This is a genomic window from Streptomyces sp. NPDC059456 (genome assembly GCF_042750055.1).
Classification (GTDB): Bacteria; Actinomycetota; Actinomycetes; order Streptomycetales; family Streptomycetaceae; genus Streptomyces.
Genome location: NZ_JBHYVA010000133.1, coordinates 1 through 15,513 on the forward strand (window position 1 = coordinate 1; position 15,513 = coordinate 15,513).

General features: G+C 72.4%; 11 protein-coding genes. All 11 read right to left on the reverse strand.

All coding sequences use genetic code 11. The annotated features are described in order from the left end of the window. Window positions 1-23: 23 nt before the first annotated feature. A complete protein-coding gene (locus ACFXA3_RS14565; protein ID WP_385186730.1) occupies window positions 24-740 on the reverse strand; it encodes a hypothetical protein in 717 nt (238 codons plus the stop codon). Continuing rightward, window positions 737-3,079 carry a hypothetical protein gene (locus ACFXA3_RS14570; RefSeq protein WP_385186732.1) on the reverse strand — a complete coding sequence of 781 codons (2,343 nt, stop codon included), beginning with the start codon at window positions 3,077-3,079 and terminating at the stop codon, window positions 737-739. The genes ACFXA3_RS14565 and ACFXA3_RS14570 overlap by 4 nt, the downstream gene beginning before the upstream one ends. 9 nt (window positions 3,080-3,088) lie before the next feature. Continuing rightward, the gene (locus ACFXA3_RS14575; protein WP_385186734.1) at window positions 3,089-3,523 is read right to left on the reverse strand and encodes a hypothetical protein; all 435 of its coding nucleotides are present in this window, start codon (window positions 3,521-3,523) and stop codon (window positions 3,089-3,091) included. A 25-nt stretch (window positions 3,524-3,548) separates the two neighbouring features. Then, a complete protein-coding gene (mycP, locus tag ACFXA3_RS14580) occupies window positions 3,549-4,730 on the reverse strand; it encodes a type VII secretion-associated serine protease mycosin (RefSeq protein ID WP_385186737.1) in 1,182 nt (393 codons plus the stop codon). Between the two features lie 9 nt (window positions 4,731-4,739). After that, the gene (mycP, locus tag ACFXA3_RS14585) at window positions 4,740-5,903 is read right to left on the reverse strand and encodes a type VII secretion-associated serine protease mycosin (RefSeq protein ID WP_385186740.1); all 1,164 of its coding nucleotides are present in this window, start codon (window positions 5,901-5,903) and stop codon (window positions 4,740-4,742) included. Window positions 5,904-5,924: 21 nt separating this feature from the next. Beyond that, a complete protein-coding gene (locus ACFXA3_RS14590; protein WP_385186742.1) occupies window positions 5,925-7,364 on the reverse strand; it encodes a WXG100 family type VII secretion target in 1,440 nt (479 codons plus the stop codon). Then, entirely contained in the window at window positions 7,364-7,876 is a 513-nt protein-coding gene (locus ACFXA3_RS14595; RefSeq protein ID WP_385186745.1) for a hypothetical protein, read from the reverse strand. The genes ACFXA3_RS14590 and ACFXA3_RS14595 overlap by 1 nt, the downstream gene beginning before the upstream one ends. A 189-nt stretch (window positions 7,877-8,065) precedes the next feature. Beyond that, the gene (locus tag ACFXA3_RS14600; RefSeq protein WP_385186747.1) at window positions 8,066-10,411 is read right to left on the reverse strand and encodes a xanthine dehydrogenase family protein molybdopterin-binding subunit; all 2,346 of its coding nucleotides are present in this window, start codon (window positions 10,409-10,411) and stop codon (window positions 8,066-8,068) included. Next, the gene (locus ACFXA3_RS14605; RefSeq protein WP_385186749.1) at window positions 10,408-12,720 is read right to left on the reverse strand and encodes a 2Fe-2S iron-sulfur cluster-binding protein; all 2,313 of its coding nucleotides are present in this window, start codon (window positions 12,718-12,720) and stop codon (window positions 10,408-10,410) included. The genes ACFXA3_RS14600 and ACFXA3_RS14605 overlap by 4 nt, the downstream gene beginning before the upstream one ends. Before the next feature lie 14 nt (window positions 12,721-12,734). Further along, window positions 12,735-13,637: an FAD binding domain-containing protein gene (locus ACFXA3_RS14610; RefSeq protein WP_385186751.1), complete on the reverse strand. Its 903-nt coding sequence runs from the start codon at window positions 13,635-13,637 to the stop codon at window positions 12,735-12,737. Between the two features lie 490 nt (window positions 13,638-14,127). Next, window positions 14,128-15,513 (reverse strand): beta-N-acetylhexosaminidase (locus ACFXA3_RS14615; RefSeq protein ID WP_385186754.1); only part of this gene is annotated, 1,386 nt, incomplete at its 5' end.

Sequence of the window (15,513 nt, forward strand, 5' to 3'; positions counted from 1 at the left end):
GACCCCGTCCGAGCGGCCTTCTCTCATGGCCTGGTCTTGGCGGCCTTCTCCCTGACGACCAGCGCGTCCGGCAGACCACCGTTGCCCTGGCACCCCAGCTCCCGGCTCATGACGAGAGCAGCGGAGTGCGCGATGGCGAGGTTGGCCTCCCGCAGGGCCGGCTCATCCCCTCGGGAGCCCGACGAGAGACTCACGCTGACTTCGACCGGCACCGCGGTGCCGGGTCCGGCGAGGCGGGTGCCGGCGCAGTCGAAGAAGAGGCGGGCCCGGTCGGACAGGACCAGGGCATTTCGGCCCAGGTCGTACTCCCAGTAGGCGCCTTTGCCCTGTTCGCTCCCCTCTCCCGTCCGCTGCGACTCGTGCTGGATCGCGAACGACACCGACAGCCGACGTCTGTTCACCGTGTCGAACGGCACCGCCTCGCAGACCGAGCCGCCCAGGGAGGCGCCGATCGCGGCATAGCCACCGGCGAGGTGCTCTGCCATGGCCGCCACGCTTTCCACGGCGTTCTTGCGCGGCGGATCGAACTCCGAGGCTCCGGTGAGCAGCTCGACCGCGCGTACGGCGGCCGCGTTCAGGAGGCCGTCACCGCAGACCTCGGCCGCGGACAGCCGGACCGGTTGATCGTCCTGCTCCTCCCCTCCACAGCCCACCACGAGAACGGCTGCCATCGTCGTGCCCAGCGCGACACCGCCGCGCCGGGCCTTGCCCCGGCCCGATCGGGCGCGCCACCCCTTCACTCGCCCGGCTTCTTCGTCTGGGGCTCGTTGCCCGCATGCCTCTCAAGGCCCCAGCCGGTGTTGTAGCCGGTCATGGACGACTGCCTCAGCACCTCGTCCAACGGGTCGTCGTCGCTGACGGGGTGCTGCCGCAGGAAGCGGTCCGCTGGTCCTCGGGACTGGCGCTCGCCTTCTTGGTACACGCTCGCCTTGTCGTCGTGGGCCTTGCCTTCCATCGCGTCCTTCTTGCGCTCCGACTCCGCGTCCGACCAATCGCTGACGAGCCCACTCGCAGCCTGCTCCAGCACACCGCTTCCGGTGTCGACGGCGAGCGGTACGATCACGGCCGCCGCACCGGCCGCCAGGGCCGTGGCCGGCAGGAAGGCGACACCTGCCGCGATTCCGGCAGTGGCACCGAACTCGATCCAGCCCGAGCGCTTCTCCAGGGCCCGGTCGTAGTCCTTGAGCCACTTCTCCGCGTCGGCATCGATCTGCTTGCCACGGGACTCGTCGAGAATCCCCTGGAACTCACCGCCCGTTCGGACCGCCTCCATCAGACCGCTCCGGTTGAGCTGTCCGTCCACACCCACCTGGCTCTCCAGCACGGAGGCCTGGAAAACCGACTCCGCACGCGACATCGTGAGCCAGGAATCGGCATGCTGGCCCAGGCTGCTGAGGAACCTGCGTGCCTGCTCTTGATCGAACTGCGCGTGGCCGTGGGCAAGCTGTGCGAAGACACTCTTGGGGTCGTTGCCGTTCAGGGCGTGGTTCACATCGTCGACATAGCCGGCGCCCATGCGCCCGAGGCTGTCCGCCATCGACTCCTGGCTGTTCAGCAGCGCCGCATCGCCTCCGTACTTGGTGACGACCTCCTCCATGATGCGCGCCGAGATCTCGTTGCGCTCCAGCCTGGGCGCAGGGTCGTCCCAGGCGTGGCCGAGGGTGGCCGCCTCCAGGGCGTGGCCCAGGGCGTCCGGCATGTGCTGCCGGACCTTCTCCAGGTCGTCCGGGTTCATGCCCTCCATGTCGATGGTGAAGTCGTACTTCGCGTTGCCGAAGAAGTCGAGGTAGCTCTTGATCGGCTTCTTGTCGGCGCCCCTGCCCAGGTCCGCCGGCCCCGGCCCCTCCGTTCCGTCCCGGTCGTACGCGTGCGGGGACCGCTCGGGGTCGAAGAACTGCCGGGCCGCCTCCGGGCTGTGGCCCAGCGCCTCCAGGAAACTGACCACCGGGTCGTAGCCGGCGCCGTTGATCCCGGACGGGTTCAGCATGTTCTTGCCGTAGCCCGCCATCTGCCGGGTCCCGTTGAAGAAGTCCGGGTCCTTGGCGTGGATCTGCGCGGCGTGCTCGGCGATGGGGACCAGGAACTTCGGGTCGTAGTTCCCGTACCGCATGATGCCGCCGAGCAGCTGGTACCCGTACGGCGGGTTCTGGTCGTACCTGGCGAGCGGGATGTGCTGGGTGCCGAGCTTGCGCAGCTCCTGCGCGAAGCCGTCGGGCAGGTGCGGCTGGTTGCCGGAGTTGGTGGCGGTGGCCAGGTTGAGCCCCAGGTTCCTCTGCAGCGCCTGGACGTCCTTGAGGCGCTGCTCGTCGAGCTTCGCGTACTCATAGGTGTCCGTGGACATGTACCCGAAGAACTGGAGCGCGCCTTTGGGCCCGAGGGCCGAGTAGAAGTCCTCGGAGAACTCGGGGACCCTGGCGTTGTCCGCCAGCAGTTCGTTGAGCTCGACGAGTTCGGCGTGGCTCAGGTCACGCCCCTTCTTCGCCAGGGCCACGGCATGGCCGGCCTGCTCGGCGTCGAGGCTCGCGTAGACGGGCCCGCCGAAGTCGTGGGCGTCGGTGACGTTGGCGGCCAGCATGCGGGCGAGCGACCGGTCGACGTCGTCGCAGTTGTCGATGATGTCGTCGATCTTCTTCTGCCACAGCCCGCGGTTCTCCCGGATGGACTGCTGGTAGTCGGGATCGTGGCGCGCCGCGTTGCGGTCCGCCTCGGTGGCGAGCGGAGTGACGGAGACCTTGCCGTCGGCACCGACCTGGAAGCCGGCCGCCGGCGCTTCTTCCGTCGCGATCTTCTGCAGCTGCTCCTTGGAGGTCTTGAAGACGGCGAGCCCCTCGGTCAGCGCCGTGTGGACACCCTTGGCCTCCTTGGCCGCGTCCTCGAACTCCTTGGCCGTCTTGTCCACGAAACCCCGCGCCACGGTGGCGGTGACGCCGCTCCACCGGGCCTTGTCGGACTTTGCCTTCATCCCGTTGCGGGCCGACTCGGCAAGCTCGTCCAGCTTGCCGGCCATCGCCTTCCAGTCGGTGACGGCCGTCCGGAGCCTGTCGACGGGCGCGTTGAGCACGTTCTCGTACGTCAGCATCGTGGGCGCCTACTTCAGGTACGTGTCGATGGCGGAGGCAGTGAAGTCGGCGCGGAGCTGCTGCTCGTCCTTGGCGTGGGAGGAGAGCGAGTAGTTGAGACCGTTGGAGATGTTCGCGCAGGCGGCGACCAGCGTTTTCACCTGGCTCTCCCAGGTGGCGTTGGCCTTCGCCAGCGCGGCGCCGCTCGCGAAGCCCTCCTTGGTGAGCGCGCCGGCCGCCTCGGCCGAGGCCGTCGCGGCGTGCTTGCCGTCGGTCAGGAGCCGGGTGTGCAGCTTGTACGCCTCGGATCCGATGGCGCCGATGTGGTCCTGGTCGATCTCCAGATCACCACCTGTGCCACCCGATCCGCTGCCGCCTGGGGTGGTGGGTGCGTGGTCGAGCCGCATCGAGACGCTGGCCGCGGCGGTGGCGCGCGCGGTGGACCATTCCTCGTCGAACGACATCGCCTGCTGTTGTCCTTGTGTCACATCACCGTCTAACACGTTGAACTGCACCTGTGGTTACGGCTCCGGCGGCGAGCAGGCAGACTCCCACCCCGAGGACGCCCCACGGGAGCAACCCGTGGGAGGCGGATGCCGGGGTGAGCACGGCTGATGCGCCTCCCGCCTCGGCGGCCGCGAGGTCGGGGAGCGGGTAGAGGTCGGCGGGACCGGGGTCGGTGGCAGGGGTGGGACCGGCGGCGAGCAGGGCGGTACTGGGGCGTACGACGCCGTAGCCGACGTAGTCGTTGCGCCCGCCACCGCCGACGGGCGCGGCGGCGGTGTTCAGCAGCACCCGCAGGACCTGGTTGTTGGTCCAGTCGGGGTGGACGGACCAGAGCAGGGCGGCGGACGCGGAGGCGAGGGCGGTGGCGTCACTGGTGCCGTGGTGACTGCAGAGACCGGAGTCGGAGTCGGTCCCGGAGTCGGTCTGGGGGTCGGTCTCGTCGGCGCATCCGGTGACGATGTCGACGCCGGGGGCGGCCAGATCGACCTGCGGGCCGTGCTGGGACTCCTCGGTCGCGGCATCGTCCGGGCCGACGGCCGAGACGCCGACCACGCCCGGCGAGCCGGAGGGGTACATGACCTCGTTGGGGCCGTCCCCCTCGTTGCCGACCGACGAGAAGATCAGCTTGCCCTTGTCCAGGGCGTACCGGACGGCGGCGTCGAGCTCCTCGCTCTCGCCGGGCCCGCCGAAGGAGATGTTCAGGATCTTGGCGTCCGAGTCCGCGGCGAACCGGATCGCCTCGGCGATCGACTGGTGGAGGCGGAGGTTTCCACCGCCCTCGGAGACGCGGAGCGGAAGGATCTTGGCCCCGGGCGCCAGCCCGAACGCCCCGTCGCCCGTCGGACGCCTGCCCGTGCCGGCGATGAGGGCGGCGATACCGGTGCCGTGATCGCCGTAGTCGGTGCGCTCGTCGCCCCCGTAGCCGTGGGAGAAGTCCTTGCCGCGGACCACCTGGCCGTCGAGCTCGGGGATCCGGCCCACGCCGGTGTCTATGACGGCGACGGTGACACCGAGGCCGGTGCCGACCCTCCACATCTGGTCGGCTTGCATGGCCCCGAGGTGCCACTGCTCCGGCCGAGCAGGCTGGGCGTGGGCGGCCGGGGCCCCCGCGACCCAGGCCAGCAGGAGGCCGACCAGGGCCGAGGTGGTCCGACGCATCCGCATCGGGCGACGTTAGGCGTTCCTGCGCCGAACGACAACAGCGACGACGGCTCCCCCGATGAGCACACAGGCACCGAGCCCGAGCCCGATCCAGAGGACGGGACTGCTTCCGTCTTTCTTGGCCTCGGCCTGGGGGGCACCGGACTCGGGCTTCTTGCCGCCTGCGGAGGCCGAGGGGGCGGGCGAGTTCTTGGCGTCGGCGGCCGCCAGATCGGGAAGCGGGTACACGTCCGCCGGGCCGGGATCACCGGGGTTCGGCACCGCGATCCGGGGACGTACGGCCCCGTAGCCCACGTAGTCGTTCCGCGGTCCATCGTCGGGCTTGCCGGCGGTGTTCAAGAGGACTCGGAGGATCTGGTTGTTGGTCCAGTCGGGGTGGGCGGACCAGAGCAGGGCCGCCGAGGCGGAGGCGAGGGCGGTGGCGTCACTTGTGCCGTGCGAATTACAGAGTCCTGTCCCCCCTGCACAGGCGGTGAAGATGTTGATCCCCGGAGCGGAGAGGTCGACTTGAGGACCATGCTGGGATTCCGCGGTGGCGGCACCGTCGCTGTCAACTGCAGCAACACCCACTACGCCCGGCGTCGCAGCTGGGTAAAGGATGTGGTTGGTCGTGTTCCCATCGTTGCCCGCACCGGCAAAGATCAACTTGCCTTTAGACAAGGCGTACTTGACCGCTTCAAGTCTCGCCGGGTCATCCTTTTCGGAGACCATTGAGATGTTGATTACCTTGGCATCCGAGTCCGCTGCGTAGCGAATCGCCTCGGTCCAGGAAGGACTCGTCGAGTTGAACTCATGAGGCACCCGGATCGGCAAGATCTTCGCGCCTGGCGCCAGGCCGAAAGCCCCATCTCCGCTCGGATGCTTTCCGGACCCTGCGATAATCGCAGCCATGGTCGTGCCGTGCTTGTCGTAGTCCGTGCGCTCATCGCCCTCAGCAGAGGTCGCAAAGTCCTTGCCGGGTAGAACCTGACCTTCCAACTCAGGAATCCGGTCCACGCCACTGTCGATTACGGCGACGATCACGCCCTTGCCAGTACTGATTTTCCAGATGTCGTCGGCCTTCATGGCGTCGAGATGCCATTGCTGCGACCGAATAGTCGCCGCCTGGGCCGGGGTCGCGGCGACCCCGGCCAGCAGGAGGCCGACCACGGCCGCGGTCGCCTTACGCATGCGCATCTCGTGCAACGTCCGTTCTGCTCAGTCGATCACCGGCGGAACAACGTGGTCGTTGCTCTGCCAGGTCTCTTCGTCTTCGGCCAGGTAGTCGGGGCGCTCGCCGTTCTGCTGGTCACTCCGGTTGCCCGGGGTGTGGACACCCGCGCCAGCGTGCCCCATGGCGCCGCGGGCCGAACCGGCCCCGGAACCGTTGCGCACGAGGCCGGAGCCCCCCTGTGTGAACGGCTGACCGCCCGTGGTCGGGCGACCGACCGTGGGCGACTGACGGCCGCCGACGACGCCACCCGGCTCCATGGCCAGGCGACGGCCCACCCCGGAACCACCCGGGCCGCCGACGTGGGGGCCGCCGCCCGCACCGGGGTGCATTCCGCCGCCCATGCCGCGGCCGAGTGCCTGCTGGCCGCCGCCTTCCTGGCCGATGACCGTGCCGCGTGGAATGCCGGCGCTCGGGCCGTTGGTGGTCACCGGGCGACCGCCCATGATCCCGGTCTCACGCGGGAGCAGACCCCCGGTACCGCCGGCCTTGCCGAGGGGAGGAGTCGCCACCTGGAACTTGCCGCCGGGTCCGCCGCCTGACGGAATGGGCGTACCGATGGGCGGGAGCGTGACGGGCGGAGGCAGGACTGGAGGGGTACCGCCGGTCGTCGGACCCGGTCCCGGAATGGAAGGCAGGCTCGTGACTGGGGGAACGGTCCTGTCGGGAAGCGTCGAGACGTGGTCGAGGTCCACGTCAACGTTCCGATCCGGGAGTCCCGGTACCGGCGCAGGCCCAGTTGTCGGAGGAACGGCAATTTCCGGCTGGTGTCCCGGCACCCCGCCAAGTTCCTGCGAAGGGCCGCTGCCACGTGGTGCCGTCGGTGCATACGAAGCACCGTCCGCCCCCGCTCCTCCTCCAGGGCGCGCTGCATAGGTGTCGCTGGAAACACCCTTAGGCGCAAACACCGGCGGCGGCGGCGGGAACGTCGGGATTTCGGCCTTGCCCATTTGCGTCGACGACTGGTCGTACGAGCCCGCCAGTTTCGTCAGGGCGTCGACCGCCTTCTGGTGGTCACCGCTCAGCTTCGCGTGGGCCTCCTGGCCCATCTTCTGGGCGTCCGGGTCGTTGTGGAAGTCATGGGCCGCCTTGAGGTTGGCCGCCGCGTCCGCGTCGTACGCCGGCATGTTCTTCTTGACCTCGACCATGGTCTGACCGGCCTCGGTCATCCACTTGCCGCCGGCCTCGCTGTAGTCGCTCAGCCGCAGCGTCGCGCTGCCCGTCTCGCCGACCCAGGTCTCGAACGCCGTGGCGGCCTCGCCCTCCCAGCCCTTCACGCGGTGCTTCTTGAGGCTCTCGCCGATCTCCTTGAGCGCCTTGGCCGCCTCCGTCAGCTGGGTGCCGCGTGTCTTGACCGTCTCCGCGTCAAGGGGAGCAACCATGGCGAGCAGCTGCTGGTGCGTGTAACCCTCGAAGTCCGTTGCCATCAGAGCTTGGCCTTCCCCGTCTTGCCCTCGCCCGTCGAGCCGTGCTGGGCCTCTTGCTGCTGCTTCTCCTTGTACAGCGGGTCGCGATCCGGGACGTAGTCCTTCTTGGACTGCGCGATGATGGCGCGCATGCGCGCCTCCGTTTCCGCGTCCACGCCGCCGTAGTCCTTGCCCGTCATCAGGATCGCGATGCCCAGGGCCTCGATCTGCCCCGCCAGGCCCTTCGACAGGTTCTCCAGCTGCGTCTGGACCGTCGAGTACGTCTTGTGGAGGGCTTCCGCCTCCGCGAAGCCGTGGCCCAGTGCCCCGTCGGGCAGGGTGCTGTGGGCCAGCTTCTTGTCGGCCGCCTGGGATCCGTCGAGCTTGTCCAGGAGCTCGTCGACTCGGTTCTTGAAGTCCTTCATCGACTCGAACTCGACCTCGAGCGCCTTCGCCTGCGCCATGATCGCGTCCGCCATGCCCGCACCGATATTGCCCAGCCCCAACAGGCCAGGCGCCGACTCCTCTGCCACGATGGCCTCCCCGACTCCCCGTTGTTCCCGGGGTCGCAGCGGATTCCGCTGCTTCCCCGGCCCCGTTCACGCCCGTTCGCACGCGCGCGTACTACGTCTTACCCGTGTCTACTCGTCTTGCCGATCACTCTAGCGACCGGTTCCGACAGTCCCAACCTCGGGGTTGCACGTGCAATGCGCGTCACACGGTCACGAGTTGGGCGCCGCGACCGCCGCCGAGGGGCGGATCGGGATCCTGTTCACCGGTCGGCCCGTCGCCGAGCGCACTGCCGAGGCTACCGCCGCCGGCGTCGTCACCACAGGGATCGCGCTGGCCGCCTTCGCCCCGAACGGGGCCACCACGTCCCGCTCTTCGACCAGTTTGACGATGCGGACCGCCGGGGTGTCCAGCGCCGTCGGCAGTGCGTAGCCCGTCAGGTCGGGGTGGCGGACCAGGCCCGACACCGAGCGGAGGTTCTCCGTCAGGGCCGCGCCCACGCCCTGCGTGACGCCCGCCTCGATACGGGCTTCCAGCTGGCGGGGGTTGAGGACGCGGCCCACGTCCTGGGCCACCGCCAGTTCGACGACCCGGACCGAGCCGAGCTCGATGTCCACGTCCACCACCGCACGGATCGCGCAGAACGCCAGGCCCACGAAGGCGTCGCCCTGGCCGTCGCCGTCCAGGGGCTCCGTCGGGTGGGGGCGGCACTGGGCCGTCGCCCAGAGTTCCTTGCCCGCCATCGCCTCGGCGACCGTCGTCGAGAACGCGCCGTCGTAGGAGGTGATCCGGCCGTCCTGGATCTGGAGGAGTTCCGTCGACATGCCCAGCTTGTGGGCCATCGGCTGGAGGAGTTGGGTGCGGACCATCTTCGCCGCGCGCTCGACGGCGCCGCCCGACACCCACGTGTGGCGGCCGTGCGCCGCCGGGCCGGCCGGCGGCTGGTCGGTGTCGACCGGGGCCGTGACCACCTCGTCCACGCCCAGGATCTCCTGGACGATCTGGCGGGCGAGCGTGGAGAACCCCTGGCCGGTGTCGACGGCGGCGCAGATGACCGTCGCCGCCCCGTTGACGACCTTGACCGTCGCCGTCGAGACCTCGTCCGTGCCCTCCGCGCCGAGCATGTGGACCATGCCGACGCCGTACCCGACCCCGCGCCGGACGGCGCCCGGTTCGCCGGCGCCCTCCGGGCCGCCGGGCAGCAGCCACTCGTCCTCCGGGGCGTCCTTCGGGAGGGAGGGCAGCTCGAAGTCGCGCACCGCGCGCAGCAGTTCCGCCACCGGCGCCGGGCAGGTGACCGTCTGGCCGGTGGGGAGCAGGTCGCCGGTCGCCAGGACGTTGCGCAGGCGCAGTTCCGCGCCGTCGATGCCGAGGGCGGCCGCGAGCTTGTCCATCTGGCCTTCGTACGCGGCGCAGACCTGCATCGCGCCCTCGCCCCGTACGTGGCCCGACGGCGGGTTGTTCGTACGGACCGCCCAGCCCTCGACGAAGGCGTGCGGGACGACGTACGGGCCGCAGGCGAACGCGACCGCCGCGGCCAGCGATTCGGAGGACGAGTCGGCGTACGCGCCCGCGTCCATCAGGATCTGGGCCTCGACCTTGACGAGGCGCCCGTCCGCGTCCGCGTGGTGGCGGTAGCGCAGCAGCGTCGGGTGGCGGTGGGTGTGGCCGAGGAAGGACTCCTCGCGGGTGGCGGCCAGCTTGACCGGGTGGCCGGTCCGCAGGGCGAGCAGGCCCAGCGGCAGCTGGAAGGCGGCGTCCTCGCGGTCGGCCGTGGCGCCCGGGACTCCGGTGACGACGACGCGCACCCGGTCGGGTTCCAGGCCGTAGCAGGCCGCCGCCAGGTCGCGGTCCAGGTGCGGGTCGGTGGAGGCGGTGTAGATCTCCACGCCGCCGTCGGGCCGCGGCACGGCCAGCCCGGCCTCGGCGCCGATGGGCGCGGGGTCCTGGCGGCCGATCCGGTACAGGCCCTCGACGACGACCTCGCCGGTGGCCTCCGGGTCGCCGTAGCGGAGCGGGATGTGCCGGATCAGGTTGCCGTCGGGGTGCAGGGCGGGGGCCCCGAAGGACTGCTCGGGGTCGGTGACGGCGTCGAGGAGCTCGTACTCGACGGCGATCGCGGCGGCGGCGAGACGGGCGGTGTCCGGGTGGTCGGCGGCGACGGCGGCGATGGGCTCGCCGTGGTGGCGGACGACGTCGTGGGCGAAGACGGGCCGGTCCGCGATGCGGCGGCCGTGCGTGGTGGCGCCGGGGACGTCGGCGTGGGTGACGACGGCGCGCACGCCGGGCATGGCGGCGGCCGCGGAGGTGTCGACGGAGAGGATGCGGGCGTGGGCGTGCGGGGAGCGCAGGACGGCGGCCCACAGGAGGCCCTCGGCCCACAGGTCGGCGGCGTACGGGAAGGTGCCCTCGCTCTTGGCGCGGGTGTCGGCCGCGGGCACGGAGGCACCGATTCCGCGCGGGGTCTGCTGTTCGCCCGCCTCGGGCGCCGCGGCGGCCGAGGTGCTCGTGGAGACCGATACCGTTGCCGTCGCCGTGGCCGCGTCGTGCCCGCTCACGCCATGCCTCCGTTGTGGTGGATCCCGCCCTCGCCGGGCGGCGCCTGGTGCGGAATGCGCGCCTCCGCGCCGCTTCCGTACCCGTACACCTGCCCCTGTGCGCCGCCGTGTGCGCCGCCGTGTGCGCCGCCGAGCTGGTGCCCGCCTCCGAGGGCGTGCGCGTCCCCGTGGAGCTGTGCGTCCCCGTGGCCGTGCGCGTCCCCGGGCGCGGGCGCCTCGGCCTCGGCCGCGGCCGTCGCCGCACGCTCGGCGACGACGTCGCGCACGGCCTCGATGACGCCCTTGTAGCCGGAGCAGCGGCACAGGTTTCCGCACAGGGCCTGCCGGGTCTCCAGCTCGCTGGGGGCGTGGTTGCCCTCCAGCAGGTCGTGGATGGTCATGGCCATGCCGGGCACGCAGAACCCGCACTGCACCGCACCCGACCTGCACAACGCCTGCTGCACGTCCGAGGGTTCCCCGCCGTCGGCGAGCCCCTCCACGGTCCGGACCTCGCTGCCCGCGGCCGTCGCGGCCGGGACCAGGCAGGAGGCGACGAGCCGCCCGTCGACCTGCACGGCGCACGCCCCGCATTCGCCCTGGGAGCAGCCGTCCTTGGCACCGGCGAGGCCGAGGCGCTCGCGCAGCACGTAGAGCAGGGACTCGCCGATCCACGCGCCGGTGACGGGCCGGTCGGCGCCGTTCACGCGCAGGACGTAGGAAGCCAGCGGGTGCTCGTGATGGGCGACGGCCCCGGCTGCCGGTTCTTCTTCGTACGTCGGCCCCCCGGCCGGGAAACCTCCGGCCGTTGCCGCGTCCGGCGTTGCCACGGCGCTGTCGGCGGTGTCCGCACCCGGCACCCCCGCGGCCCCGGCTCCGCCCGGACCCGAGCCCGGCCCCCCGACGGCCCCGGCTTCCGAAACCACCCCTGCGGCTTCGGCCGCCCCGGCCGCCGTGCCGGTGAAACCGTGCCCGTCGGTGTCCGCGGGCTCCGGCGTGAACCCGTGCTCGCCGGCCGGCCCGGGCTCCGCCCCGGCGGGGCCGTGGCCGGATGCCGTGAAGCCGTGCCCGTTCGTGTCGTGCGCGGCCGCCTCGAGCCCGACGGCCTCGTGCCCGACGGCCTCGTGCCCGGCCGCCTCGTGCGCGCTCAGGCCGTGCCCGGACGTGTCCCCGGGCTCCGCGAAGCCGGCGGCACCGGGAGCGCCCGCGAGGGCGTACTCCGCGGCCGCGACGGCGCTCGCTTCGTGCTCCGGCGCCACGGCCGCGGCCTCGGCCGCCTCGGCGGTCTCCGCTGCCGGGTGCGGCCGCTCGGGCGTGACCGGGGCCGCCGCCGGGCCGTGGGCGGCGTCGATGTCGTGCGGCGCCGGATGCTCCGGCTCCGCCTCAGGGAGGGTGCCCACGCCGGGGCCGCCCAGCACGCGCGGACCGCGTCCGGGGCCGCCGACGCCGGGTCCGCCGAGCCGCCGCAGGCCGGCGCCCGAGGTGCCCGCGTCGCCCGCGTCGGGCCGCGCCTCGGGCAGCACGCCCGAGCTCAGCACGCCCGCGCTCAGCACCGCGTCCGGACGCGCGGCCTCGAACTCGGGGTGGGTCGCCCAGGGGGCGGCCGCGCCGCCGGGCAGGGTCGCCGGGGCCTGGCTCCAGTCGGCGGCCGGAGCACTGTGACGGAACTCGCCCGTCTGCTCGGCCAGTTCCGGGAGGGTCCACTGTCCGGTGGTCACGGGCTCGGCGTCCTGGACCGCGTCCGGGAACCGCCACTCGGCGGTCGCACCGGGATCGTGCTCACCCTCGGCCGAAGCCGAAGCCGAAGCCACTGCCGAGCCCTGGCCCGGAGCCGAGCCCCGGCCCGGAGCCTGTCCCGCGGCCTGAGCCTCGGCCGCACCGTGCCCCGCCACCCGGACCGGAGCCTGTCCCCGCTCCGCGAACGCCGCCGCGGCCGAGGCCGGGATCGGGATCGACGCCGGGATCGGCCCGCCGACCGGCGCGGGCGCGGGCGCCGGGCCGCCGGACGCGGCCACGCCCGCCGGGGCTCCCGTGCCGCCCTGGGGCGCCGTCCCCGCGTCGGGCCACTGCGCCGGGATCGTCCACGTACCCGTCGCGGCCGGATCGGCACTGCCGGAGCCCAGCGGCACGATCATCGGCGGCGGCACGTAGCCGTGCCCGGGCGCCGCGAGCGGCTCCCCGGTGCCGAGCGCGTCCAGCATGTCCTGCGGCAGCTTCACGAAGGCCGTCGCGTCGGAGTCGTACTCGCCGCCCTGCGGCACGGGCTCCCAGCCCCAGCCGGCTTCGGTGTGGGCCGGCCCCGCGGGACCCGCGTCCCCCGTCGTTCCGCTCACGTTCTCGTTCCCACTCATGAGGTCAGCGCCCTCCCCAGGGCCCTCCGTGCCAGCACGGCGACCGTCCGCCGCAGATGCAGTACCCCGGGTGCCACCGGTTCGCCCTGGTCGGGGACGCAGGCGGCCGCGACGTACTCGCCGAACGCCTCCAGCGCCTCGGGGGCCAGCGTCCGCTCACCGTCCCAGTCGATGAGCGAGGCCACCCACTGCTCGGCCTCCAGGGGCCGCAGCGGCATCGGGGCGACCGCGCCGATCGCGCAGCGCACCCCGCGGCGCGCGGGGTCCAGTACGAGCCCCACGGACGCCACGGCGCGCCCCGGCCCGGTACGTCCCGTGGCCTTGAGGAACACCTGCGGCGCGTGCAGCAGCGGCACCCGGACGAAGCCGATCAGCTCGCCGGGCCGCAGCATCTCGCGGCCGGCCAGCAGGTACGAGACCGGGATCTCCCGCCGGGACCCGCCGGGGCCGTGGATGACGAGGATCGCCTCCAGCGCGGCCAGTACGGGCAGTGCGTCGCCCGTCGGCGCGGCGGTGGCGATGTTGCCGCCGAGGGTGCCGGCGTTGCGGATCTGCGGGGGTCCGGCGGCGCGGGCGGCCGCGGCCAGGGCGGGGATCAGAGCGGCGAAATCCGGCCGTCCCATCCGCGCATGGGTGAGACCGGCGCCGAGCAGGGCATGTCCGTCCTGGTACTGCCAGCCGCGGATCTCGTTGATCCGGCCCAGGCCCACGAGCGCGGCGGGGCGCAGCTGCCCGGCGTTGACGGAGGCCATGAGGTCGGTGCCGCCGGCGACGGGCACGGCGGCGGGCATGGCGGCGAGTGCCGCCACGGCCTCGTCGAGCGAGGCCGGCAGCGTCACGGACTGCGCCGCCTGCGGCCCCTGAGATGAATGCAGTGCATGCGGTGCGTGCGTGGTCAACCCAGCTGCCCCTTCCCGATGTCCCGGTCCCGGCGCTCACGCCTGTCCGCCGTACGGTACGTGCTCACCGCCGGGACGTGGCAACTCTGGCACATCTTCCCCACCGCCCGGCGCGAGGGTCCCGCGGGCGCCCCCTGGAGCTTCCGGCCGTCCGGTTTCCCCCGTATCCACCGATAGAACCGGATCCAAGAGTTTCGCCCAATAAGCCGAAATCGAGCAAGAGTTCCCGACACCCCCCAAGAACGAAGGACGTCCCGGAACGGTCCGGGGTTCCGAAGAAGTCCGAAGGATTCCGATCGGGGACGAACCATCCGGAAGGATTCGCGACACCGCCGGGCCCGACCGTGCGGAAGGGTTCCGGCCAAACCGGTCGCACGCCGCTCGCCCGCTCCGGCCGCACGCCGCCCGTCCGCTCCGGCCGCACGCCGCCGCCCGGCGCCCCGGTCCGCCCCGGCCGCCCCGCCCACCGCCCCGGCCCGCCCGGCCCGGCTCACACGTTCGGGGGTTCCCCCTCGACGGGGCGTCCGAGCACTCCGGGCCGCCGCTGCCACGGCAACGGCCCGCCCGGGGGCCGGTAGTCGACGCCCAGCACGTCAAGGCGCCGGTAGTGCGCGCCCATCCGGGCCTCGAAGCCGGCGTGGTCCCGCTCGCCGGGGTCCGGCAGCCGCGACCACACCACCTCCGCGAACGCCGCCAGCCGCGGGAACACCTGGTAGTCGACCCGGCTCTGGTCTTCCATCACCTCGGTCCACACGTTGGCCTGTGCGCCCAGGACGTGGGCCGCGGCCCGCGCGGACAGCTTCGGCGGCACCGGCTCGAAGCGGTACACGTCCTCCAGCGAGCGCACGTACCCGATCGGCACCGGCTCCTCGGGTCCGTCCGCCTGACGGTGGTCCAGGTACACCCGCTGCTCCGGGCACATCACCACGTCGTGCCCGGCCTCGGCGGCGGCGATCCCGCCCGCGTACCCCCGCCACGAGGACACCGCGGCGCCGGGCGCGAGCCCGCCCTCCAGGATCTCGTCCCACCCGATCAGCCGCCGCCCGCGCTCCGCGAGCCAGCCGTCGAAGTGCCGGATGAACCAGGACTGGAGCCCGTCCTCGCCGTCCACCCCCAGCTCCCGGATCCGCTCCTGCGCGGCCGCCGACGCGCGCCACTGCTCCTTGGGGCATTCGTCGCCGCCGACGTGCACGAAGGGCGAGACGTCCGCGGGGAACAGCTCCAGCAGCTCCTCGAAGACGCCCTCGTAGAAGCGCAGTACGGCCTCGGTCGGCGCGAGCACGTTCTCGCTGATGCCCCAGTCGTCCCACACCTCCAGCGCGGCGGTGTCCACGACGTCGGTGTTGCCGAGCTCCGGGTACGCGGCGATCGCGGCCTGCGAATGCCCCGGCACGTCGATCTCCGGGACCACCCGGACGTGCCGCTCGGCGGCGTACGCGACGATCTCGCGGATGTCGTCCTGCGTGTAGAAGCCGCCGTGCGGGGTCTCGTTCCACAGCGGCGAGGCCCGGTGCCCCCGGCGGCTGCGCGGCCGCCACGCACCGACCCCGGTGAGCCGCGGATGGCGTTTGATCTCGACCCGCCAGCCCTGGTCGTCCGTCAGGTGCAGGTGCAGCACGTTCAGCTTGTGCGCGGCGATCAGGTCGATGTACCGGAGCACCCCGTCCTTCGGCATGAAGTGCCGGGCCACGTCCAGCATCATGCCGCGCCACCCGAACCGGGGGCCGTCCTGGATCCCGCCCACCGGCAGCCGCCAGGCGCGGCCCGGCGCCGTGGGCGCGCGCCGGTGGGCCTCGGGGCCGAGCCGCTGACGCAGCGTCTGCGCAGCGGAGAAGCGTCCCGCCGGGGCGGCGCCGTCGCCTGTCTCGTATACCCC